The 20,202-nt window shown below is 72.2% G+C and carries 22 protein-coding genes; 5 read left to right on the forward strand and 17 right to left on the reverse strand.

The genetic code is table 11. From position 1 onward, the window contains the following. The 14 genes from KBY47_RS11120 to KBY47_RS11185 all read right to left on the reverse strand — a co-directional run. Positions 1-1,006 (reverse strand): lytic transglycosylase domain-containing protein (locus KBY47_RS11120; protein ID WP_210920872.1); only part of this gene is annotated, 1,006 nt, incomplete at its 3' end. Between the two features lie 42 nt (positions 1,007-1,048). Next, complete coding sequence (locus tag KBY47_RS11125) at positions 1,049-1,729, reverse strand: hypothetical protein (protein WP_210920873.1); 681 nt, start codon at positions 1,727-1,729, stop codon at positions 1,049-1,051. A 29-nt stretch (positions 1,730-1,758) separates the two neighbouring features. Beyond that, positions 1,759-2,292 (reverse strand): nuclear transport factor 2 family protein, encoded by a 534-nt coding sequence (locus KBY47_RS11130; RefSeq protein ID WP_210920874.1) that lies wholly within the window; start codon positions 2,290-2,292, stop codon positions 1,759-1,761. Between the two features lie 26 nt (positions 2,293-2,318). Further along, positions 2,319-3,038, reverse strand: coding sequence for a hypothetical protein (locus KBY47_RS11135; protein ID WP_247694536.1), 720 nt, complete (start codon positions 3,036-3,038; stop codon positions 2,319-2,321). Beyond that, entirely contained in the window at positions 3,035-3,553 is a 519-nt protein-coding gene (locus KBY47_RS11140) for a hypothetical protein (RefSeq protein WP_210920875.1), read from the reverse strand. Before KBY47_RS11140 ends, KBY47_RS11135 begins: the two co-directional genes overlap by 4 nt. Continuing rightward, positions 3,550-4,869: an MlaD family protein gene (locus tag KBY47_RS11145; RefSeq protein WP_210920876.1), complete on the reverse strand. Its 1,320-nt coding sequence runs from the start codon at positions 4,867-4,869 to the stop codon at positions 3,550-3,552. Before KBY47_RS11145 ends, KBY47_RS11140 begins: the two co-directional genes overlap by 4 nt. After that, entirely contained in the window at positions 4,866-6,020 is a 1,155-nt protein-coding gene (locus KBY47_RS11150; protein ID WP_308405123.1) for an MCE family protein, read from the reverse strand. Before KBY47_RS11150 ends, KBY47_RS11145 begins: the two co-directional genes overlap by 4 nt. Further along, positions 6,017-7,036 carry an MCE family protein gene (locus KBY47_RS11155; RefSeq protein WP_210920877.1) on the reverse strand — a complete coding sequence of 340 codons (1,020 nt, stop codon included), beginning with the start codon at positions 7,034-7,036 and terminating at the stop codon, positions 6,017-6,019. The genes KBY47_RS11150 and KBY47_RS11155 overlap by 4 nt, the downstream gene beginning before the upstream one ends. Continuing rightward, positions 7,033-8,061: an MCE family protein gene (locus tag KBY47_RS11160; protein ID WP_210920878.1), complete on the reverse strand. Its 1,029-nt coding sequence runs from the start codon at positions 8,059-8,061 to the stop codon at positions 7,033-7,035. Before KBY47_RS11160 ends, KBY47_RS11155 begins: the two co-directional genes overlap by 4 nt. Next, positions 8,058-9,116: an MCE family protein gene (locus KBY47_RS11165; RefSeq protein ID WP_210920879.1), complete on the reverse strand. Its 1,059-nt coding sequence runs from the start codon at positions 9,114-9,116 to the stop codon at positions 8,058-8,060. The genes KBY47_RS11160 and KBY47_RS11165 overlap by 4 nt, the downstream gene beginning before the upstream one ends. Beyond that, positions 9,113-10,366, reverse strand: coding sequence for an MCE family protein (locus KBY47_RS11170; RefSeq protein ID WP_210920880.1), 1,254 nt, complete (start codon positions 10,364-10,366; stop codon positions 9,113-9,115). Before KBY47_RS11170 ends, KBY47_RS11165 begins: the two co-directional genes overlap by 4 nt. A 1-nt stretch (position 10,367) precedes the next feature. Further along, complete coding sequence (locus tag KBY47_RS11175) at positions 10,368-11,174, reverse strand: ABC transporter permease (RefSeq protein WP_210920881.1); 807 nt, start codon at positions 11,172-11,174, stop codon at positions 10,368-10,370. A gap of 5 nt (positions 11,175-11,179) precedes the next feature. Then, positions 11,180-11,944 carry an ABC transporter permease gene (locus tag KBY47_RS11180; protein ID WP_210920882.1) on the reverse strand — a complete coding sequence of 255 codons (765 nt, stop codon included), beginning with the start codon at positions 11,942-11,944 and terminating at the stop codon, positions 11,180-11,182. Beyond that, entirely contained in the window at positions 11,941-12,951 is a 1,011-nt protein-coding gene (locus tag KBY47_RS11185) for an ABC transporter ATP-binding protein (protein WP_210920883.1), read from the reverse strand. Before KBY47_RS11185 ends, KBY47_RS11180 begins: the two co-directional genes overlap by 4 nt. Positions 12,952-13,347: 396 nt before the next feature. Here KBY47_RS11185 and KBY47_RS11190 point away from each other — a divergent pair, with 396 nt between their 5' ends. From KBY47_RS11190 to KBY47_RS11205, 4 genes are all read left to right on the forward strand, one after another. Beyond that, a complete protein-coding gene (locus KBY47_RS11190) occupies positions 13,348-13,986 on the forward strand; it encodes a hypothetical protein (protein ID WP_210920884.1) in 639 nt (212 codons plus the stop codon). Positions 13,987-14,085: 99 nt separating this feature from the next. After that, positions 14,086-15,630, forward strand: a complete 1,545-nt coding sequence (locus KBY47_RS11195) for a DUF6801 domain-containing protein (protein WP_210920885.1) — start codon at positions 14,086-14,088, stop codon at positions 15,628-15,630. Between the two features lie 38 nt (positions 15,631-15,668). Continuing rightward, a complete protein-coding gene (locus KBY47_RS11200; protein WP_210920886.1) occupies positions 15,669-16,616 on the forward strand; it encodes a hypothetical protein in 948 nt (315 codons plus the stop codon). 219 nt (positions 16,617-16,835) lie between these two features. Next, positions 16,836-18,056 (forward strand): helix-turn-helix domain-containing protein, encoded by a 1,221-nt coding sequence (locus KBY47_RS11205; RefSeq protein WP_210920887.1) that lies wholly within the window; start codon positions 16,836-16,838, stop codon positions 18,054-18,056. On the opposite strand, the gene KBY47_RS11210 is transcribed toward KBY47_RS11205, so the two are convergent. The 3 genes from KBY47_RS11210 to KBY47_RS11220 form a co-directional block, all read right to left on the reverse strand. After that, positions 18,053-18,538 carry a DUF6099 family protein gene (locus KBY47_RS11210; protein WP_210920888.1) on the reverse strand — a complete coding sequence of 162 codons (486 nt, stop codon included), beginning with the start codon at positions 18,536-18,538 and terminating at the stop codon, positions 18,053-18,055. The two genes, KBY47_RS11205 and KBY47_RS11210, sit on opposite strands and share 4 nt — an antisense overlap. 179 nt (positions 18,539-18,717) lie before the next feature. After that, positions 18,718-19,071 carry a nucleotide pyrophosphohydrolase gene (locus KBY47_RS11215; RefSeq protein WP_210920889.1) on the reverse strand — a complete coding sequence of 118 codons (354 nt, stop codon included), beginning with the start codon at positions 19,069-19,071 and terminating at the stop codon, positions 18,718-18,720. A 13-nt stretch (positions 19,072-19,084) separates the two neighbouring features. Then, complete coding sequence (locus tag KBY47_RS11220; RefSeq protein ID WP_210920890.1) at positions 19,085-19,477, reverse strand: cell division protein SepF; 393 nt, start codon at positions 19,475-19,477, stop codon at positions 19,085-19,087. Between the two features lie 230 nt (positions 19,478-19,707). On the opposite strand from KBY47_RS11220, the gene KBY47_RS11225 reads away from it, so the two are divergent. Then, positions 19,708-20,169: an SRPBCC family protein gene (locus KBY47_RS11225; protein WP_210920891.1), complete on the forward strand. Its 462-nt coding sequence runs from the start codon at positions 19,708-19,710 to the stop codon at positions 20,167-20,169. The last annotated feature ends 33 nt before the right edge of the window (positions 20,170-20,202 follow it).

Consider the following 20,202-nt stretch of genomic DNA (forward strand, 5'->3'; position numbering starts at 1 on the left):
GTGTGGGGGTGCGGGAGGGGGTCGGGGGCTTGGGGCCGGTCGGGGTGGGGTCGGGGCCGATGACGATGCCGCCGCCGTCCTTGCCGCCGTCGCCACCGTTACCGCCGTTGCCGTCGCCCTCGTCTACCGGCTTGGTCGCCGGGGTGTCTCCCCCGGCGCCGGGGGACCGCGGGATGACGCCCTCGCCGTCGGGCACCGGGTGCACACCACTGCGGTAGAAGTCCAGCCAGTGGCGGACCAGCCGGAGATAGGAGTGCGAGTGGTTGTAGCTGAGGATGGCGCGGTCCAGGTCCGCCGCGCGGTTCAGGTCGCGGTCGCCCGCGCACAGGTAGTGTCCGGCGGCCAGGGCGGCGTCGAAGATGTTGTTGGGGTCGGCGCGGCCGTCGCCGTTGCCGTCGGTGCCCCAGCGGGCCCAGGTGGAGGGCAGGAACTGCATCGGGCCCACCGCCCGGTCGTACACCGTGTCACCGTCGTGGACGCCTCCGTCGGTGTCGAGGATCAGCGCGAAGCCGTTGCCGTCGAGGGCGGGGCCGGTGATCCGGCCCAGGGTGGTGCCGTGCCGGTCGACCGCGCCGCCGCGCGCCTGGCCGGACTCCACCTTGCCGATCGCGGCGAGCAGTTCCCAGGGCAGCGCGCAGCCCGGGTCGGTACGGGCGACGGACCTCTCGGCCGCGCGGTAGGCGCGCAGCACGGTTCCGGGGATGCCGGACTCGGCCCGGATGCGCTCGGCCTGCGGGGGGCGGGGTGGCAGGTCCGGGGTGACCAGGGGCGGGAGTTCGGTGTGGTACGAGGCGTCGCCGGGCGGGTCGAGTTCGGCGTACGGGACGTCCGGGGCCGGGGTGGCGGCGCGGGTGTCGTCGTCGGCCGCCGGTAAGCCGTGCTCCGGGCCGGGCAGGCCCGGGGCCTGGGACGCGGTGAGGGCGGCGACCGCGGCCACGGCGACGGCGGTGGTCCGCAGACCCTGCCGGGTACGGGCGCGCGGACGTCGGGCGCGGGGTACGGGCATGGCTGGTCACATCCCTGGGGGCGGAGGGGGCGGGGTCGGTTGTCAGCGGCCGAAGGTGTCGATGCCGGAGACCAGCCAGCGGCCGTCGCGTCGTACGACGTCCACGGCGAGCATCGCCCCGGCGTACGTTCCCTCGTCGGCGGTGTCGGTGGTCTTCGTCCCGGCGGTGCTGACGCTGCTCTGGTCGGCGAAGACCAGCACGCGGGCCCGGTCGCCGTCGATGCGTTCGACCGCGCTCTCCGTGACCGTGGTGGTGATCACCGCCTTCTGCTCCTGCGCACCGGCGCGGACGTCGGCGAGGAGTGTGCGGTGCTGTTCGACGGCCCTGCCGGTCAGCAGCTGCGCGGCGGCCTTCTCGAAGGCGGCGGGGTCGGCGTGGTCGTAGGAGAAGAGCGCGGCTACGGCCTTGGCGGTCTGGCCCTTGATCTCGCTGGTGCGGGCGATGTCGGTGAGGGCGGTGTTGCGGGCGGCCGGGTCGTCGCGCAGGGCGTCGGCGCGGGCGTGCGCCCAGCCCGCGAAGCCGCCGAGGAGGAGGATGAGCAGGCAGAGCAGCGCCGCCGGCAGGGGGCGGCGCGCGGGCGGCGCCTGGCGGAGTGCCGTCTCGACGGGGGCGGGGCGGCGGACCGTGCGGTCGGCACGGCGGGGCGGCGGCTGGGTGCGGGTGGTCTCGCGGGCCTGGCGGCGGCGTCGGCTGTTGATGTGGTGACGGGTGGTCGTCGGCATGGTGTCTGTCGTCCTCTCGTGCCGCCGGGTCAGCCGGCCGGGGTGCCGCCGACGGGGGCCTGCCCCAGGGCGCTGAGCTTCCATCGGCCGTCCGTGCGGGTGAGTTCGCCGAGCAGTCGGCTGTCCTTGTCGGTGCTCGCCTCGCCGGGCGTCCGCACCGTCACCCGCAGCGCGACGAGCACCCGGGCGCGGCCCGCCCGGTCGTCGAGTTCGGTGACGGCGCCGGACAGCACCTTGGCCGTGGTGACCGTCTTCGCCTCCTTCACCTGCGCCGCGAACTCGGTCCGCCCGTCGACCAGTTGGTCGTGGAGTTCACCGGTCGTGGAGGACTCCCACAGGTCCAGGCCGCGGTCGAGGTCGCGGTGGTCGAGGGTGTTGAGGTTCTGGACGGCCTGTTCCCCGGCCGCCAGCGCCCGGTCGCGCTGTTCGGCGTACGCCGCGGAGTCGTCGTGGGCCGCGTCGTACCAGCTCCAGCCCGCCCAGGCGGCGAAGCCGCCCGCGACGAGGGTGAGCGCGAGGGCGATGGCCGTCACCGCGCGTGTGGTGAGCCGCATGGGGCGCATGGGGTGCTCTCCTGTCCCGGGCACGGTCAGCGGGCCCTGATGTCGACGATGCGCCACTGGTCCCGCTCCCACCGCGCGGTGACCGTGAGCTGGGCCGCGACGGAGGTGGGGCGGTCGGTGCCGCGGCGGGAGATCTGGTCGAGGAAGACGAGCAGCCGGGCCTGGTCGCCGTCGAGTTCGAGTACGCCCGTGCGGACGGGCTGCGTGCTCAGGGTGACGCCCTGCTGGGTGATGTCCTCACGGATGCGGTCGATCAGTTCGGCGTACTGCCGGGCCGCCTTCCCGGCGAGCACGGCGTCCGCCGAGCGCTCGGTCGCCGCGAGGCCCTCCGGGGTGTACGAGAAGATCCGCGCGAGGGCGTTGCCGACGTCCCCGGCGACCTTGGTGGTCGCCTCCGCGTCGGTCAGCGCCCGGTTCTCGGCGGAGGGGTCCGAGCGCAGGCCGTGGGCGGCGTACAGGAAACCGGAGCCGGTGAGGAGGAGGGCGGTGCAGACCAGGGCGGTGAGGGTGTGGCGTAGCCAGGGGCGGGGGGTGGTGGTACCTGCCCCGTCGGCAGGGTCGGGGGGGAGCGGGTCCTCGTCGGCCGGGCTCACGGCTTGGGCGTCCTCGGTGGACTGCCCGTCCGGCGCGTCCGGTGCGTCTGGCGCGTCCCGTGCGTCGGGTGCGTCGGGTGCGTCCGGCTCATCGGGTGCGTCCGGTGCGTCCACCGCGTCCCGCAGCCGCATTCTCAGCGACAGCCGTGTCATTCGTCCTCGCCCCCTTCCACCGCCCGCGCCAGCGGTACCGCGCTCAGCGCCTTCACCTTCCAGTCGCCCCCGGAGGTGCGGGCGAGGACGGCCTCCAGGCGTTTGCGGTCCGTGGTCGGGGACTTGGCGCCGGGGCGGGTGACCTCCACCCGGACCGTCGCGATGAGCTTGGCGGTGCCCGCGCGTTCGTCGAGCGCGGTGACGGCCGCCTCGGTGACGACGCCGCGGGCGGAGGCGCCCGCCTTGGCCTCGGTGCGGCCCAGTTCGTCGCGCAGGGGGCCGGTCGCGGCGGCGCGCCAGGCGCGGATGCCCGCCTGGGCGGACTGCCGGGACGAGGCGTCGAGGGTGTGGAGGACGGCGAGGTGGGCGCGCCCGTCGGCGAGGGCGTCGTCACGGGCGCGGCCGTAGGCGAGGGCATCGTCGGCGCGGGCCTGGGCGTAGGTCCAGGCGCCGGTGCCGCAGAAGCCGAGCGCGAGGGTGAGGGCGGCGGTGGTGAGCAGGCGGGTGCGGTTCATCGGGGGTCCTCCGGGGATCGGGAGTCCTCCGGGGATCGGGGGTCCTCCGGTGCCGGGTAGAGGAGGTCCGCGAGGGTGGGCGGCCGGGTGCTGTCGCCGGTGTCCGGGAGGGCCAGCGCGCCCGGCAGTCGGGTGGCCTCGGGACCGCCGCCGGAGGTCGCGCTGCCGGACGGCAGGGAGCCGGGCCTGGCGGGTTCGGGGACCGGACCGCCGCGGGGGGCGTGCGCGGAACCCCGTACGTTGACGCCGCTGGCGGCCGGTGCGGTGCAGGCGGCGCCGGTGTTGAGGGCGGGGGTGGTGCCGAGGTCGAGGCCGTTGCGGTAGCGGGTGGCCTCGTAGCCGCTGGTGCAGGGCAGCGGGTCGAAGAAGGTGACGGCGAGGCCCAGGTTGAGCTTGCCGCCGTCGACGGCGGTGGCTCCGGCGGAGATGGCCGCGGGGTAGGTGACGAGGAGTTCCTCCAGGCCGCGTTGGCGGGTGACGGCGACCTCGGAGGTGGTGAGCAGGTTGGCGAGGACGACGCCGAGGCTGGGGTCGACGTCCCGCAGCAGGCCGCTGATCTGGGTGGCGGCGTCGGGGGCGACGGTGAGCAGGCGGCGCAGGTCGGCGTCGGAGCCCTTGAGGGTGCGGGCGAGTTCCTCGGCTCCGTCGGCGAAGCCGCGGATGGCGTCGGCCTCCTCGGCCTGGGTGCGCAGCACGGTCTCGCCGTCGGTGAGGAGGCGGGTGGTGGCGGGCAGCGCCCGGTCGGCCGCGGCGACGAAGTCGCTGCCGCTGTCGAGGAGCACCTGGAGGTCGTCGCCGTGGCCCTCGAAGGCCTTGCCGAGTTCGTCGACGACGGTGCGCAGGTCTTCCAGGGGCACGGACTTGCTGAGGTTGTCGACGCTGGTGAGGACGTCGGTGACGGGGGCGGGGACCTCGGTGTCGGGTTGTTCGATGCGGGAGCCGTCGGTGAGGTAGGGGCCGTCGTCGCCGTGCGGGCGCAGGTCGATGTACTGCTCGCCGACGGCGGAGAGCCCGGCGACCACGGCCTGGGTGTCGGCGGGGATGCGCGGGGCGGACTTCTTGATGCGCAGTTCGGCGACGACGCCGGCCTCGGTGAGGTCGATGGGTCCGACGCGGCCGACGGAGACGCCCCGGTAGGTGACGTCGGAGTGGGTGAACAGGCCGCCCGTGGTGGGGAGTTCGACGCGGACGGTGTAGTGGTCGGAGATGCCGACGTGGCGGCCGAGGTCGGCGTAGCGGATGCCGACGAAGCCGAGGACGAGGACGGCGATCACGAGGAAGGCGAGGTTCTTCAGACGGATGGCGAGGGTGATCATTCCGTGTTCCCTCCGGCCGTGGTCGTGGTCGTGGACGGCAGCGGCAGGGGCGCCGACTTCGAGTCCGCCTTCGTCGTCGCGTCGGTGGGCGTGCCGGACGGCACCAGCGGTGGGATGACCTGGGTGCCGGGGGCGGCGGTGAGGTCGAGGTACACGTTGAGGTAGTCGCCCTTGACCCCGCGCAGCACCTCGTCGGTGAACGGGTAGGTCAACAGCACTTCCAGGGAGTCGGGGAGATCGGTTCCGGCGTCCGCGAGGGCCCGCAGGGTGGGGGCGATGGCCTTGAGGTCGGCGATCATGTCGTCCTTGCTCGCGTCGACGGTGGAGACGGCGACGCCGGACAGGGTGTCCAGGGAGCGCAGCATGGTGAGCAGTGAACCGCGCTGTTCGTGGAGGGTCTTCAGGCCGGGGGTGAGGCCGGTGAGGACGGTGTGCACGTCGTCCTTGCGTCCGGCGAGGGTGGCGGAGAGCCGGTTGACGCCGTCGAGGGCGTCGGTGATGTCGCCGCGGTGCTCGTCGAGGTCGGAGACGAGTTCCTCGACCCGCCTGAGCATCGAGCGGACCTCGGGTTCCCGGCCGCCGAGGGCGGTGTTGAGTTCCCGGGTGATGGTCTTGAGCTGGTTGACGCCGCCGCCGTTGAGCAGCAGGGACAGCGCGCCGAAGACCTCCTCGACCTCGGTGTTGCGGTTGGTGCGGGAGCGCGGGATGACGTCGCCGTCGCCGAGTGGTCCGGCGGTGGTCGTCTTGGCGGGGGCGACCAGCTGGACGTACTTCTCGCCGAGCAGGCTGGACTGTTCCAGCCTGGCCCCGGAGTCGGCGGGGAGGACGACGTCGCCGTTGACCTGGACGGTGACGCGGGCGGTCCAGTCGTCGCCGAGGTCGATGCCGGTGACCCGGCCGACGGCGACGTCGTTGACCTTGACCGCGGCGTGCGGGACGAGGCTGAGGGCGTCGTCGAGTTCCACGGTGACGGTGTACGGGTTCCGCCCGAGGTCGGCGCCGCCGGGCAGCGGCAGGTCCTCGATGCCGTCGAAGCGGGGGACGCCGGCGGCGAACGCGCCGACGGCGAGGGCGAAGCCGAGGACGAGGGCGAGCAGTCCGCCGAGCCCGGCGCCGGTGGTCAGCGCCCCGCGTCTGAGCAGGTCTCTCACCGCTGTCCCTCCCCCGTGGTCGCGCCGTCCCCGGCGACCGGCAGCGGCAGCAGGGGGCCGCCCATGCTCAGTTCGTTGAGGTTGGTGCGGCCGTCGATCCGGCCGGTGCCGGGGTCGTAGGCGCCGACGAGGTTGCCGGCGGCCAGGGGAGCCACGTCGAGGGCCTCGGCGAGGGAGGCGCGCTGGTCGACGAGGGTGCGGGTGATGGGCACGAGCCGTTCGACGTTGTCCTTGAGTTCGCCCCGGTTGTCCTGGATGAAGGTCTTCACCTGGCCAAGGGCGGTCCCGAGTTCGTCGAGGGCGCCCGCGAGGTCGTCCTTGTTGTCGGCGAAGAAGGAGACGACGGTGTCGAGGCGTTCCTGCGCGGTGCGTACGTCGGTGTCCTTGTCCTTGAGCATGGTGGTGAAGGCCTGGAGCTGGGCGAGGGTGGTGAACAGGTCGTCGCTGGAGCCGTCGAGGGTCCGGGCGGCCTTGCCGAACTGTTCGACGCTGTCGCCGATGGCCTCGCCGTTGCCGTCGAGGTTGGCGGCGCCGGTGCTGAGCAGGTCGGACAGGGCGCCGGTGGAGTTGGCGCCGTCGGGGCCGAGGGCCTGGCTGAGGTCGGTGAGGGAGGCGTAGAGCTGGTCGATCTCGACGGGGGTGCGGTTGCGGGCGGCGGGCAGCACGGCACCGTCGGCGAGGGTGGGCCCGGAGCGGTGGGCGGGGGTGAGCTGGACGAACCGGTCGGCGACGACGCTGGGCGCGACGATCACGGCCCGCGCGCCCTTGGGGACCTGGACGCCGTCGTCGAGTCGCAGGCCGACCCTCACGCGGGTGCCCTGCGGCCGTACGGAGGTCACCTCGCCGACGCGGACACCGAGGATGCGCAGGTCGGAGCCCGCGTAGATGCCGACGGCGCGGTCGAAGTAGGCGGTCAGGCGGGTGCCTTGGTCGTCGAGGGCACGGACCGCGGCCAGTCCGGCGGCGACCACGGCGAGGGCGATCACGGCCGCGAGGAGTCTGCCGCGCCTGGTCATCGGGCACCTCCCGGCGCTTGCTTGGGCGGTATGCATCCGCTCTCCGGTTGGGACCCGGCGGGCAGGTAGTTCCGGGGCACGACCCCGCACAGGTAGCTGTCGAACCAGTGGCCGTTGCCGAGGGTGTTGCCGACCAGGCGGTAGTAGGGACCGGCGAGGGCGAGGGTGCGGTCGAGCTGCCGGGTGTTCTTCTGGAGCACCTTGGTGACCCGGCCGAGCGCCTTGAGGGTGGGTTTGAGCTGTTTGTCGTTGTCGGCGACCAGGCCGCTGAGTTCGGTGCCGAGGTCGCGGCTGCCCTCCAGCAGGGCGTTGATGGCGTCGCGGCGGTCCTGGAGTTCACCGAGCAGGGAGCCGCCGTCCTCGATGAGGGTCTCGAAGCTGGACTTGCGTTCCTGAAGGGTCCGGGTGAACTGGTTGCTGCCCTTGAGCAGCCGGGACAGCTCCTGGTCCCGCTTGGAGACGGACTTGGACAGGTCGGACAGTCCGGTGGCGGCCTTGCGGACGTGCGGGGGCGAGTCCTCGAAGGTCTCGGAGATGGTCCGGAAGCTCTCCGCGAGCTGCCGGGTGTCGATGGCGTCGACGGTTCCGCTGAGGTCCTGGAACGCCTGGGTGACGTCGTACGGCGAGGTGGTGCGGGCGAGCGGGATGCGGCGGCCGGGGTCCTGGCGGGCGGCGCCGAGCGGGTCGAGGGCGAGGTACTTGTCGCCGAGGAGGGTCTTGATGGCGATGGCGGCGGTGGTCCGGTCGCCGATCCAGGCGTCCTCGACCTCGAAGGTGACCTTGACCCGGTCGCCGTCGAGGGCGACGCCGGTCACCTCGCCGACCTTGACCCCGGCGACGCGCACCTCGTCGCCGTCGTCGAGTCCGGCGGCCTCGGAGAAGTCGGCGGTGTAGGTGGTGCCGCCGTCGATCAGAGGCAGCCGTTCGGCGTTGTAGGCGGCGACGGTGAGGAACGCCAGCAGGAGCAGGCCGACGACGGCGACGCCGACCGGGTTGCGCTCGCGGACGGGTTTCAGGCGTCTCATGCGCCGCACCTCGCTTCGGTGACGGCGATGCCGGTGGGCGGGCGGGACCCGTCGGAGGTGGTCACTCCGCTCACCTTGGCCTCGCAGAGGTAGAGGTTGAACCAGGAGCCGTAGGACGACAGGCGGCTCAGCGCGGTCATCTTGGCGGGGGTCTTGGCGAGGAAGTTCTCTATCTGCGGGGTGGCGTCGCCGAGGTTGCCGGAGAGGCGGCCGAGTTCGCGGATGTCCTGCTTGAGGGGTTCGCGTCCGTCGTCGAGGAGGTCGGCGGTGACGGTGGTCAGGTCGCCCATGGCGGCGACGGCGCGGCCGAGGGGTTCACGGTCCTCGTCGAAGCCGGTGACGAGTTTCTGGAGGGTGTCGACGAGGCCGTCGAAGTCGGCCTCGCGGTCGTTGAGGGTGGTCAGGACGGTGTTGAGGTTGCTCACGACCTCGCCGATGACCTCGTCCTTGGCGGCGACGGTGGTGCTGAGGGAGCCGATGTGCCGGATCAGGCTGTCGACGGTGTCGCCCTCGCCCTGGAGGACCCGCACGATGGAGCCCGCGAGTTCGTTGACCTCTTCCGGGTCGAGGCCTTCGAACAGCGGCTTGAAGCCGTTGAAGAGCAGGGTCAGGTCGAGTGCGGGGGCGGTGCGTTCCAGCGGGATGGTGTCGCCGCCGCGCAGGGTGCCGGTGAGGTCGCCGCTGCCCCGGTCGAGGGCGATGTAGCGCTGGCCGACCATGTTGAGGTACTTCACGGCGGCGGTGGTGGAGCGGGGCAGGGTGCGGTCCTCGCTGACGGTGAAGGTGACCTGCGCCAGGCGCCGGTCGACGACGCGTACGTCGGTGACCTCGCCGACCTCGACACCGGAGACGCGGACGCTGTCGCCGTCGGCGAGTCCGGTGACGTCGGTGAACAGGGCCCGGTAGGTGCGGGTGCCGTCGCCGACGCCGGTGTTCGCGATGCTCAGGGCGAGCACGGTGGTGGTGAGCGCGGTGACCAGCAGGAAGGCGAGGGACTTGAGCACGGTCCCGGTGAGCGGGCGGCGCCGGGTGTGCGGGTCGCGGCGGGGTGTCATCGCAGGGTCACCTCCGCGCCGCGCAGGGCGGGACCGGCGAGCAGGCTGCTCCAGTCGGGCAGTTCGGCGGGCTGCCGTCCGGTGGCGGGGGCGAGGAGTTCGTTGACGAGGTCGTTCTCCTGCGGGGAGTTGGCCGGTCCGAGCTCGGCTCCGGTGTCGGCGGGGGTGCGTACGGCGGGCCGCGCGGGGACGTCGAGATAGGGCACGGGGTAGCAGCGGGGGCCGCCGGTGGCGTCGTAGGACGGGGTGTCGCGGCCGGGGCGGTAGGCGCCGCGGGAGGTCACGGTGGTGAGGTCGACGCGGAGTCCGGGGCGGTCGGTGCCCTTGCCGAGCGCCTTGTCCATGGCGGGGACGTGCTCGGCGAGGGTGCGCAGGGTGCAGGGGAACGAGGAGGAGTACTCGGCGAGCAGTTCCAGGGTGGGGCGGGAGGCGGCGGACAGCCGGATGATGTTGTCCTTGTTCTGCCGCAGGAAGGCGGTGGTGTCCTCGGCGGCCGTGGTGGTGGCGCCGAGGGTGGCCGCGAGGTCGTCGTCCTTCTCGGCGAGGGTGCCGGTCGTGGTGGTGAGGTCGGTGAGGGCGGTGATCACCTCGGGGGCGGCGTCGGCGTAGAGGTGGCTGACCTTCACGAGTTCTTTCAGGTCGCGGTTGAGGGTCGGCAGCTGCGGGTTGAACTTCCGCAGGTGCGCGTCGAGCCGGCTGAGGGTGGCGCCGAGGTCGTCGCCGCGTCCCTCCAGCGCCTGGGAGACCGCGGAGAGGGTCGCGGCGAGCTTCTGCGGCTGCACGGCGGTGAGCGTCGGCAGCACGTTGTCGAGGACCTGCTGGAGTTCCACGGCGTTCGCGGAGCGGTCCTGCGGGATGACGGCCCCGGCGCTGAGCGTCGCGCCGGAGGTTCCCGCGGGGGGTACGAGGGCCACGAACCGTTCGCCGAACAGGGTGGTCGGCAGCATCTGCGCGCGGACGTCGGCGGGGATGTCGTCGAGGGCGCCCGGCTTGAGGGCGAGGGTGAGCCGGGCGCCCGTGCCGGTGGCGTCGATGTCGCGGACCTCTCCGACGACGACGCCGCGCAGCTTCACCTCGGCGCCGCGGTGCATCTCGTTGCCGACGCTGCCGGTCTCCACGGTCACGTCGGCGGAGTCGGTGAACCTCTTGTCGTAGACGGCGACAGCCAGCCACACCAGCAGGGCGAGCACCAGCAGGAAGACCAGTCCGGCGAACCGGCGGCGCAGGACGGCGCCTTGTGCTCCGCTCATCTCACCCCGCCACCTTCACGGTCGTGGTGGCGCCCCACAGGGCGAGGGAGAGGAAGAAGTCGGTGACGCTGATCAGCACGATGGCGTTGCGCACCGACCGGCCCACGGCGACGCCGACCCCGGCGGGTCCGCAGGTGGCGCGGTAGCCGTAGTAGCAGTGGGCGACGATGACCATCACGCTGAAGATGAGCACCTTCAGTACGGAGAGCAGGACGTCCGTGGGCGACAGGAACAGGTTGAAGTAGTGGTCGTAGGTGCCCGACGACTGGCCGTTGAAGAGGACCGTGACATAGCGGGAGGCCAGGTAGGAGGAGAGCAGCCCGATCGCGTAGAGCGGGATGATGGCGACGACCCCGGCGATGATGCGGGTGGTGACGAGGTAGGGCATGGAGCGCACGCCCATGCCCTCGAGGGCGTCGACCTCCTCGTTGATGCGCATGGCGCCGAGCTGGGCGGTGAAGCCCGCGCCGACGGTCGCGGAGAGGGCGAGTCCGGCGACCAGGGGGGCGATCTCGCGGGTGTTGAAGTAGGCGGAGACGAACCCGGTGAAGGCGGCGGTGCCGATCTGGTCGAGGGCGGCGTAGCCCTGGAGTCCGACGACGGTGCCGGTGAACAGGGTCATCGCGATCATCACGCCGATGGTGCCGCCGATGATTCCGAGGCCTCCGGTGCCGAACGCGACTTCGGCGAGGAGGCGTTGCACCTCGCGGAGGTAGCGGTGCAGGGTGCGCGGGACCCAGAGCAGGGCGCGGGTGTAGAAGAGGAGCTGGTCGCCGGAGCGGTCCAGCCAGACGAGCGGGGAGGCCACCGGCCTCAGCCTCCCTTCGGCGGTACGAGTTGGAGGTAGACACCCGTCATCACCATGTTGACGAAGAAGAGCAGCAGGAAGGTGATGACGACGGACTGGTTGACGGCGTCGCCGACGCCCTTGGGTCCGCCGCGCGGGTTGAGTCCGCGGTGGGCGGCGACGATGCCCGCGATGAACCCGAAGACCAGGGCCTTGAGTTCGCTGACGTAGAGGTCGGGCAGCTGGGCGAGGGAGGAGAAGCTGGAGAGGTAGGCGCCGGGGGTGCCGTCGTGCAGGAAGACGTTGAAGAAGTAGCCGCCGAGGATGCCGACGGCGGAGACCAGTCCGTTGAGGAGGACGGCGACGCCCATGGTGGCCAGCACCCGGGGCACGACCAGCCGCTGCACGGGTGAGACGCCCATGACCTCCATGGCGTCGAGTTCCTCGCGGATCTTGCGGGAGCCGAGGTCGGCGCAGATCGCGGAGCCGCCGGCCCCGGCGATCAGCAGTGCGACGATGAGCGGGCTGGCCTGCTGGACTACGGCGAGGACGCTGGCGCCGCCGGTGAAGGACTGGGCGCCGAGCTGCTGAGTGAGCGAGCCGACCTGGAGGGCGATGACGGCGCCGAACGGGATGGAGACGAGGGCGGCGGGCAGGATGGTGACGCTGGCGATGAACCAGAACTGCTCGATGAACTCCCGGAACTGGAAGGGCCGTCGGAAGACGGCGCGGCCGACCTCGGCGGTGAGCGCGAACAGGTCGCCGGTCGCCCGCAGCGCACCGGTGATCATGCGCCGCTCCCGAAGGTGCCGGTCCCGGCGGAGGGCAGGGGCAGGGTGGGCGCGGTGGCGTGGGTGCGCTCGATGGCCCGGCGGGCGGACGGCGGCAGGGTGTCGATCATGCCCATGACACGCTCACGGCGCCGGGTGACGGCGCGGCGCGCGGGAAGGCCCTCGGACGGCTCCAGCTGCGGGACGATCGGCCGGGGCCCGGCGTCGGCGGGAGCGACCCCCTCGGCGGCCAGGCTGGCCGCGTCCTTCTCCTCCGACATGCCGATCGGGCCCTCGCGGCGCCCGTCGAGGAACTGCGCCACCGCGGGCTCCTCGCTGGTCAGCAGCACCTCGCGGGGGCCGAAGGTGACCAGCTCGCGCCGGAAGAGCATGCCGATGTTGTCGGGGACCCGGGCGGCGATGTCGAGGTTGTGGGTGACGATCAGCATCGTCGCGTCGGTGCGCGCGTTGAGGTCGATCAGCAGCTGCGAGAGGTAGGCGGTGCGCACGGGGTCGAGCCCCGAGTCCGGCTCGTCGCAGAGGATGATCTGCGGGTCGAGGACGAGCGCCCGCGCCAGACCGGCCCGCTTGCGCATGCCGCCGCTGATCTCGCCGGGCAGCTTGCCCTCCGCACCCAGCAGACCGACGACCTCGATCCGCTCCATGACGATGCGGCGGATCTCGGACTCCTTCTTGCGGGTGTGCTCGCGCAGCGGGAACGCGATGTTGTCGAACACGGACATGGACCCGAAAAGGGCCCCGTCCTGAAACATGAGCCCGAATACTTTCCGGGTCTCGTAAATATCGCGCGCCGGACTGTTCACCATGTCGACGCCATTGATGAGAACGCGCCCGCGCTGGGGCTTGAGCAGCCCGATGAGCGATTTCAGGAATACGGTCTTTCCGGTTCCGGACGGGCCCAGCATGACGCTGACCTCTCCGGCCGGCAGGGTGAGGGACACGTCCTGCCAGATCGTCTGCTTGCCGAAGGACATGGTCAGTCCCTCGACCGCCACTTCGATTCCCACATCACCTCCAAAAGGGCTCTCCGGTGCACCCACCAGCGAGTACAGCGACGTGTCCGGCACGCTACGGCTGAGTAACCTCGCCAGGCAAGACCGGGTTCCGACTTTTCCAACAGTTTCGGCCCGGCTACCGGCAACCTGTCATCCGGCAACCAAAACCGGGCGCCGGTTTTGTCATCCAGCGCAAAGACGGGCGGCCGGGAGGCCCGCCTTAGCAGCCCGTTGACTAAAGGACAGCGCGGATCGCTCACTCGACGGACAGATGTTCGGGCACCGGCAAAGAATCATGGTCGGCGGCATTGTTCGGCCAAGTTTCCCGCAAGTAACGTCGAGGTCGCGGCCGGAGGAATTCCGGGCCGTGGACCTCTGCCCTCAATCCACAAGGAGAGTCCCGAACCCATGAATAAACCCCTGCGAAGAATAGCCGTGGTGGCGGGCGCGGGTGCGGCCGCGTTCGGTATGGCCGTCGCCCCGGCGTCGGCGGTGCCGTCCACCGTGTGGACCGTCACCCCGTCCCCGGCCAACTTCACGGCGACCAACGTCGGAAACGTCGTGATGACCGCCAACATCCCGATGACGTGTACGGTCTCGTCGGCGTCCGGCACGATGCAGAGCGCCAGCGGCAACCCCGCCACGGTCGCCAGCATCAACAGCATCAGCTTCGGCGTCCCCGTCACCGCGCCCTGCACCAGCGTCCTGGGCAACGTGACCACCGTGGCGACGACCCCCTGGACCATCAAGGCGGTCGACTACAACGCCTCCACCGGCGTGACCACCGGCTACGTCGACAACATCACGGCCGCCGTGACCGCCGGGACCTGCAAGTTCACCGTGACGGGCCAGGCCGCCGGCACGTACACCAACTCCACCGGCATCCTCGCGGTCAACAGCACCAGCGGGCAGCTGTCCGTCTCGGGTGCCACCGGCTGCGGCACGTTCGTCACCAACGCCACCAAGCCCACCTTCCGGGGCAACTACGCGGTCAAGGTGGCGGGCACCAGCACCATCCCGACCGTGGTCGGCTCCAACCCTCCGTGATCGACGGGTCAAGCACAGCAGCCCGGCCGGTGACACCGGCCGGGCACACGTGGGCTGTCCGGGCCCGCACGACCGTCGACCGACCGAGTGGAGCACCAGATGAGAGGTCCCCGTCCCGCCCGCACCCGGGCGCGGAGCGCGACGATCGCCGCGTTCACCGTGCTGGCCGCCACCGTCCCCGCCGGTGCGCTGGCCGCGTCCGCCCAGGAGGTGGACACCGCGCTGCCCTATGTGTGCGACCTCCCCTCCGGGCCCCGGCCCGCGACGGTACGGGTCCTCGCCACGCTTCCCGACCGGGTCGCCGCCGGGGAGCCGGTCCAGCCCGCTGACGTCACCACCACCGTCGAACTGCCGCCGGAGGCGGTGGCGGACCTCACCGCGCTGGGCGCCGCCGACACCCTGGCCGCGACCCGGCTCACCGTCGGCGTGGCCCAGCACGACGCCACCGCCGAGGCCACCTGGCGCGGCACCGCCGCCCCCGCCCCCGTGCCGGAGTCCGGGCCGCTGACGCTGACCGCGACGGGCGACGTGCCCTCGATGACGGCGCGGCGCGACGGCGACCTCACCCTCACCGCCGGGAAACTGGCCGTCGACCTGGCCCTGACCACCGCCGACGGCACCGCCACCGAGCCCGCCGCGCTGACCGTGGACTGCGCCCTCGCCGAGGACGCGCCGGACGGTGGCCGACTGGCCGTCGTACCCGTGGGGGCGGAGCCCTCCCCCGGCACCGAGGCACCGAGCGACTCACCGTCCGCGTCACCCTCGGCCTCCCAGGCACCCGAGGAGCCGGAGCGGCAGGGCGACCGTGCCCCCACCATCGACGAGAGCGCGCCCGGCGGCTCACCGGCCGACGCCCAGGCGCCGCCGTGCCGGTACGACGATCAGCGCCCGGCGACCCCCGACTCGCTGAACGCCTACATCACCGGCTACTCCAACGTGCGCAAGCTCGACGGCGCCTCGGTGATCCCGCTCACCTGCTCCTTGCTCGAACGGACCAGGTCGGACTTCGAGATGCTGCCGGACGGCAGCGGCGCCCTGATCATCAACGAGGCGGTGGGCGAACTGAGCACCGAGGGCGAGCGGCGCATCGGCGCCTTCGAGGCGACCTTCCTGACCTTCGGCTTCACCCCGACCACGGCGACCATGGTCCTGGAGCAGACCGGGCCGATGACCGTCGACTCCCTCGGCTTCATGGACTTCAGCACCTTCTTCACCTACCTCGACACCTACGTCCGGCTGCCCGTGGTGCTGCGGGTCACCTCGCTGGAGGTCAACGGAACGCCGCTGGACGTGGGGCCCGACTGCCGGACGGAGACGTCCCTCAGCTCCACGGACCCGGAGCCGGACAAGTTCCCCGGCGACCACATGGTGCTCTACGGCCGGGGCGAGATGCCGCCCGGTGAGCCGGTGGTCGGCTATCAGCTGACCTCCGGCGGCCCGCTGACCGGCGAGTTCACCATCCCTGCCTTCACCGGCTGCGGCACCGGCGGCGAGGACCTCGACCCGCTGCTCACGGCGTCGGTCTCCGGGCCCGGCAACTACACCAAGCAGATCCAGGGGCAGACCTGCGCGCCACTGGTGTTCAACCCGGCCGAGTGCACCGAGGACCTCCAGCCCCTCCAGGTTCCCGCTCCACAACGCTGAGCCCCTTGCCGAACCCCCCTCTCACGAAAGGTCACCCCATGAACCGGTCCTTTCCCGGCGCCAGAGCCGTCACCACCGCCACCGCGCTCGGCACCGCGCTCGTCGCCTTCGCCGCCACCGGCACCGCCACCGCGGCGGCGGCGCCGAACGGCGAGTGGGCGCCGTTCACCCGCTGTCCCGTGGACGCCCCGGCGATGCTGGCGGCGGACGGCATCGCCAGGACCCCGCAGTGCGTGGTCTCGACCTCGCCGAGCGGGTCGATCAAACTGGGCAACACCACGGTGACGACCGGCAGGACCAACCTCCAGATCGGCGTCATCCAGAACTCCGACGGCACCAGCAGCGTCGTGGCCCCGGCCGGCGGCGCGCTCATCGCGGACTCCGCGACCGTGCCCGGCGGTCTGCTGGGGCTGATGTGCCCGAGCAACATCCCGGCGATCACCCAGATCTGCGAGTCCCTCAGCAACAGCACCCTCAACAAGATCACCGCCACCGTGGAGTCCGTGGGCGCGCCCTACGACTTCAACCAGACGGCGGGCATCGTCACGGGCGAGACGATCGTCGCCATACCGGTCCGCATCCATCTGGAGAACCCGATCCTCGGCGGCAACTGCTACATCGGCAGCAAGTCCAACCCGATCGTGCTGCGCCCGAAGAACCTCACCTACCCGGACTTCGGCATCTCCTTCTTCGACGGGGACGGCACGGTCGCCGACGACGGGGAGCTGACCCGCATCAACCTCACCGGGGCCACCCAGAACGACAGCACCTTCGCGGTGCCCGGCGCCACCGGCTGCGGCCTCGGCCTGTTCGGTCTGATCGACGCCGCAGTGAACGCCAAGACGGGGCTGCCCGCCCCGGCCGGGACCAACAGCCTGACCCTCGACAACAGCCAGACCGCCCTCGCCGGTCTGACCGCCCCCGGCACCGTCGCACCCGACGCGGGCAAGCTGCTCTCCCAGGCCTGGCACTCCGCCGTCGACTAATGGCCGTACAGCGGCGATTCTCAGCCGTCCCGGCAGTCCGCCCGCGTCCCGCCGCACCGAAATGTGCACAGGCTGTGTACGGCGCAACGAAGTTGTTTTAACTTCATCAGCCCAGACAGGCAGCACCTGGACGCCGGTCGTGCGCCCCCGTCCCCGGCCGGGCGGGGGCGCACGGCCGGTCCCCCCACCACGGGCGCAACGGAGAGCAAGGGACGCCTCATGTCTTCCATCACGCACCCGCCGGAGGTCGGTGAACCGATCGGGCCCCTGCCCAAGGAGTTCGCCGCCCTGATGAGACCTGAGTTACCCGGGCTCCTCAGGGAGATACGCGCCGAGGTCACCCGCGCCTATCCCGTCTACGGCCGACTGCTCAACGGCCCCAACGCGGGCGCCATCCGGCAGGGCGTCGAACAGGCCCTGTCCGCCTTCGTCGACCGGGTCGCCGAACCCGGCAAGAGTTCCGCGCTCCGCGACCAGCTGCTGCGCAAGTTCGGCCGCGTCGAGGCGTACGAGGGCCGCGAACTGGACACCCTCCAGGGGGCGTTCCGGCTGGGCGCCCGGATCGCGCTGCGCCGCGCCAAGGCCGTGGGGCAGCAGTACCAGCTCTCCCCCTCGCTCATCCTCGCCTTCGCCGACGCCCTGTTCGCCTACGTGGAGGAGCTGGAGGCCGTCTCCCGCGAGGGCTACGCGGAGGTGCTGTCGCGGGCCTCCTCCGAGGTGTCGGCCCAGCGAAGACGGCTGCTCCACCTCGTCCTCGCCGCGCCGCCGCTGCCCCAGGAGTTACCGAGGCTCTGCGAGACGGCCGCCTGGCAGCTGCCCGCCGAGGTCACCATGGTCGCCCTGCGCGCGCCCGTCCCGGACCACCTGGAGGCGGGGCTCGCCGGGGACGTCCTGGCCGACCTGGACATCCCGCACCCGCATCTGCTGATCCCCGGCCCGATGACGCCGGAGCGTACGGCGATGCTCGACGCCGCCCTGTCCGGCGCCCGCGCCGCGGTGGGCCTGACCGTGCCGCTCACGCAGGCCGCCGACTCCATCCGCTGGGCGCGCCGGGTGCTCCAGCTCATCGACGAGGGCGCCGTCGCGGACGCGCCCGTGGTCCGCTGCGAGGACCACCTGGTGACGATCTGGCTGCTGTCCGACGCGCCCCTCGTCTCCCATATCGCCGCCCGTGAGCTGGCCCCGCTCGACGATCTGCCCGCCAGCCGCCGCGACCGGCTGGTGGAGACCCTGCGGGTCCATGTCTCGACCCGGGCGCCCGCGGAACAGGTCGGCGAGGTGCTGGGGGTGCACGCGCAGACCGTGCGCTACCGGCTGCGCAATCTGGACGCCCGCCTCGGCGACCGGCTCACCGACCCGGACCGCCGCTTCGCCCTGGAGGCGGCCCTGCGTGCCCTGCACCTCCAGGGCCGGGTGCGGACGGGCCCCGAGCGGCCCTAACCGGCCTCCCGCTCCGGTAACGGCCGCTGGGCCGAGGCCTGTTCGCGGTCGGCCAGCTTGCTGAGCATCTCCACGACCCGGTCGCGGGACTCGTCCGCGGCGTCGATGGCCTCCATGCACTGCCAGTACGTGCCCTCGTCCGGGGCGGCGCAGGTGATGCCGACCAGGGCGATGCCGACCTCGCCGAGCAGGCCGCCGAGGCGGAGCAGGGTCTGGCGGGCGTCGCCGAGGTCGGTGAGCTGGGCCGCGCGCAGTTCGCCGGGGGCCAGTTCGGGGGTGTCGAGGACGCCGCAGCCGCGGCCCGCCAGCTCGGTCAGGCCCAGGGCCTCGCCGCGCAGCTCGGGTGGGCCGTGGACGGCGAGGCGGCTGCCGATGGCCTGGGCCAGGGCCTGGGCCTGCCACACCTCCGTGAGGATCTGCGGCACTTCGCCGCTCCCCATCAGGGCACGCCTGCTCGTCACGATGAGCCGCACCGCGTCCATGCGCTGCCCCCGTCGTCATGACGCGCTTCCGCGCGTCCGCCCGAACTCCCTTGTTCACTACCCAGCGTGAGGGAGCTTGACCCCAAACACCAGAGGAAGGCGGAAAATTGTGGACAACATTTCGGATTCGAGCCCGATTTCAACTGCGGAGAGTAATAACGGAGTATGTGGCTCCGGGGTCAGCCGCCTTCCGCTTCCGCGCCGTCGCCCGTCGCCGGGAACCGGCCCTCGTTGCGGTCGATCTTCGCGTCGAGGGCGGCCAGCGGGTCGACGCCGAGGACCGCGCAGAACTGGAGCAGATAGGCGAGGACGTCCGCGACCTCGTCGGTGACGCGGTGTGCGGTGCCGGGATCGGCCATCACCCGCGCGGACTCCTCCGGGGTCAGCCACTGGAAGATCTCCAGCAGTTCGGAGGCCTCCACGCTGAGCGCGGCCGCCAGGTTCTTGGGCGTGTGGTACGGCTGCCAGTCACGGGCGGCGGCGAACTCGACCAGCCTGCGCTGGAGCCGCGCCACATCGAGGGGTTCGGTCACGGCGTCAGGTGTATCACCGCGCCCCCGGCATCCCCATGCCCTCCATCAGCCCCTGGACCTCCGTGCCCGGCGGGGTGAGGAGGAAGACGTTGCGGTCGACCCGGTGCATCCCGCTGGCCAGCCCGAAGACGACGCCGGTGCTGAAGTCGAGGACGCGTTTGGCGACCTCGGTCTCGGCGCCGCTGAGGTCGAGGAGGACCGGGATGCCCGACATGAGCGTCTCGGCGACCTCGCGGGCGTCGGCGAAGACGTTGACGCGGAGGACGACGAAACGGCGCCGCGCCTCGGTCTCGGCTTCCGGGTGCGCGCGGTGGTCCACCGCGGACGGCCAGGCGTCCCGGCCGCGCAGCGGAACGACCTGGGCGAGCCCCTCCCACTGTTCATCGGTGACGTCGTGACGGTGCACCGGCTCCCCCGATCTGACTCGCGCTCATCTCCTGCACCAGCCAATTCTTACGCCAAGTCACCCGTTCGGCCCAACAGCGACACGGTGTGCGACCGGCCACGCCCGCGACGAGGCGGTTCCACCGGGCGCCACACGCGGGCTGCGAGGCCGCTCCCGGCCCCGCATCCTGAACCCGCACCGGCCGCGGCGCGGCGCCGGTGGACCACGACGAAGGCGGACGAGGCGAGGCGATGGGCAGCATCGACGTGACCGTGCGACGGGTGCTCCCGTTCCCGCCCGAGCGGGTGGCCGGGTACGCCATGGACTGGCGGCACGACGCGGAGTGGACCCAGGGCATCCGCACGGCCGAACTGACCCGCCCGGCGGACGGCGGCGGCTTCGGCGTCGGCGCCGAGGTCACCCGTACGGCGTACTTCCTGGGCCGCCGTATCGACTACGTGCTGAAGGTGACCGGGTACGAGCCGCCGCGGCTGCTCGACATGCGGTCCGTGGCGGGACCGCTGCCGATGCACGTCACCTACGCCTTCGAGCCGCATCCGCGCGGCACCCTCGCGCAGCTCCGGGTCCGGGGCGGCGAGGGCGGCTTCTACCGGCTGGCGGCCCCGCTGCTGTCCCGTCGGGTCCGCTCCTCGCTCGGCAAGGACCTGCGCGATCTGGAGCGCAGGCTCACGGAGGGGGCGCCGGACGGATGACCTCTTACGGAGTCGTGACGTGCCGGGCGCGGC

It is taken from the genome of Streptomyces sp. B93 (genome assembly GCF_018070565.1).
GTDB lineage: Bacteria > Actinomycetota > Actinomycetes > Streptomycetales > Streptomycetaceae > Streptomyces.

Coding starts and splice junctions, on each gene's coding strand:
- KBY47_RS11145 (WP_210920876.1), bottom strand. CDS start 4,869: ATGATCACCCTCGCCATCCGTCTGAAGAACCTCGCCTTCCTCGTGATC.
- KBY47_RS11140 (WP_210920875.1), bottom strand. CDS start 3,553: ATGAACCGCACCCGCCTGCTCACCACCGCCGCCCTCACCCTCGCGCTC.
- KBY47_RS11180 (WP_210920882.1), bottom strand. CDS start 11,944: ATGATCACCGGTGCGCTGCGGGCGACCGGCGACCTGTTCGCGCTCACC.
- KBY47_RS11135 (WP_247694536.1), bottom strand. CDS start 3,038: ATGACACGGCTGTCGCTGAGAATGCGGCTGCGGGACGCGGTGGACGCA.
- KBY47_RS11170 (WP_210920880.1), bottom strand. CDS start 10,366: ATGAGCGGAGCACAAGGCGCCGTCCTGCGCCGCCGGTTCGCCGGACTG.
- KBY47_RS11190 (WP_210920884.1), top strand. CDS start 13,348: ATGAATAAACCCCTGCGAAGAATAGCCGTGGTGGCGGGCGCGGGTGCG.
- KBY47_RS11130 (WP_210920874.1), bottom strand. CDS start 2,292: ATGCGCCCCATGCGGCTCACCACACGCGCGGTGACGGCCATCGCCCTC.
- KBY47_RS11155 (WP_210920877.1), bottom strand. CDS start 7,036: ATGACCAGGCGCGGCAGACTCCTCGCGGCCGTGATCGCCCTCGCCGTG.
- KBY47_RS11195 (WP_210920885.1), top strand. CDS start 14,086: ATGAGAGGTCCCCGTCCCGCCCGCACCCGGGCGCGGAGCGCGACGATC.
- KBY47_RS11200 (WP_210920886.1), top strand. CDS start 15,669: ATGAACCGGTCCTTTCCCGGCGCCAGAGCCGTCACCACCGCCACCGCG.
- KBY47_RS11160 (WP_210920878.1), bottom strand. CDS start 8,061: ATGAGACGCCTGAAACCCGTCCGCGAGCGCAACCCGGTCGGCGTCGCC.
- KBY47_RS11225 (WP_210920891.1), top strand. CDS start 19,708: ATGGGCAGCATCGACGTGACCGTGCGACGGGTGCTCCCGTTCCCGCCC.
- KBY47_RS11125 (WP_210920873.1), bottom strand. CDS start 1,729: ATGCCGACGACCACCCGTCACCACATCAACAGCCGACGCCGCCGCCAG.
- KBY47_RS11210 (WP_210920888.1), bottom strand. CDS start 18,538: ATGGACGCGGTGCGGCTCATCGTGACGAGCAGGCGTGCCCTGATGGGG.
- KBY47_RS11165 (WP_210920879.1), bottom strand. CDS start 9,116: ATGACACCCCGCCGCGACCCGCACACCCGGCGCCGCCCGCTCACCGGG.
- KBY47_RS11205 (WP_210920887.1), top strand. CDS start 16,836: ATGTCTTCCATCACGCACCCGCCGGAGGTCGGTGAACCGATCGGGCCC.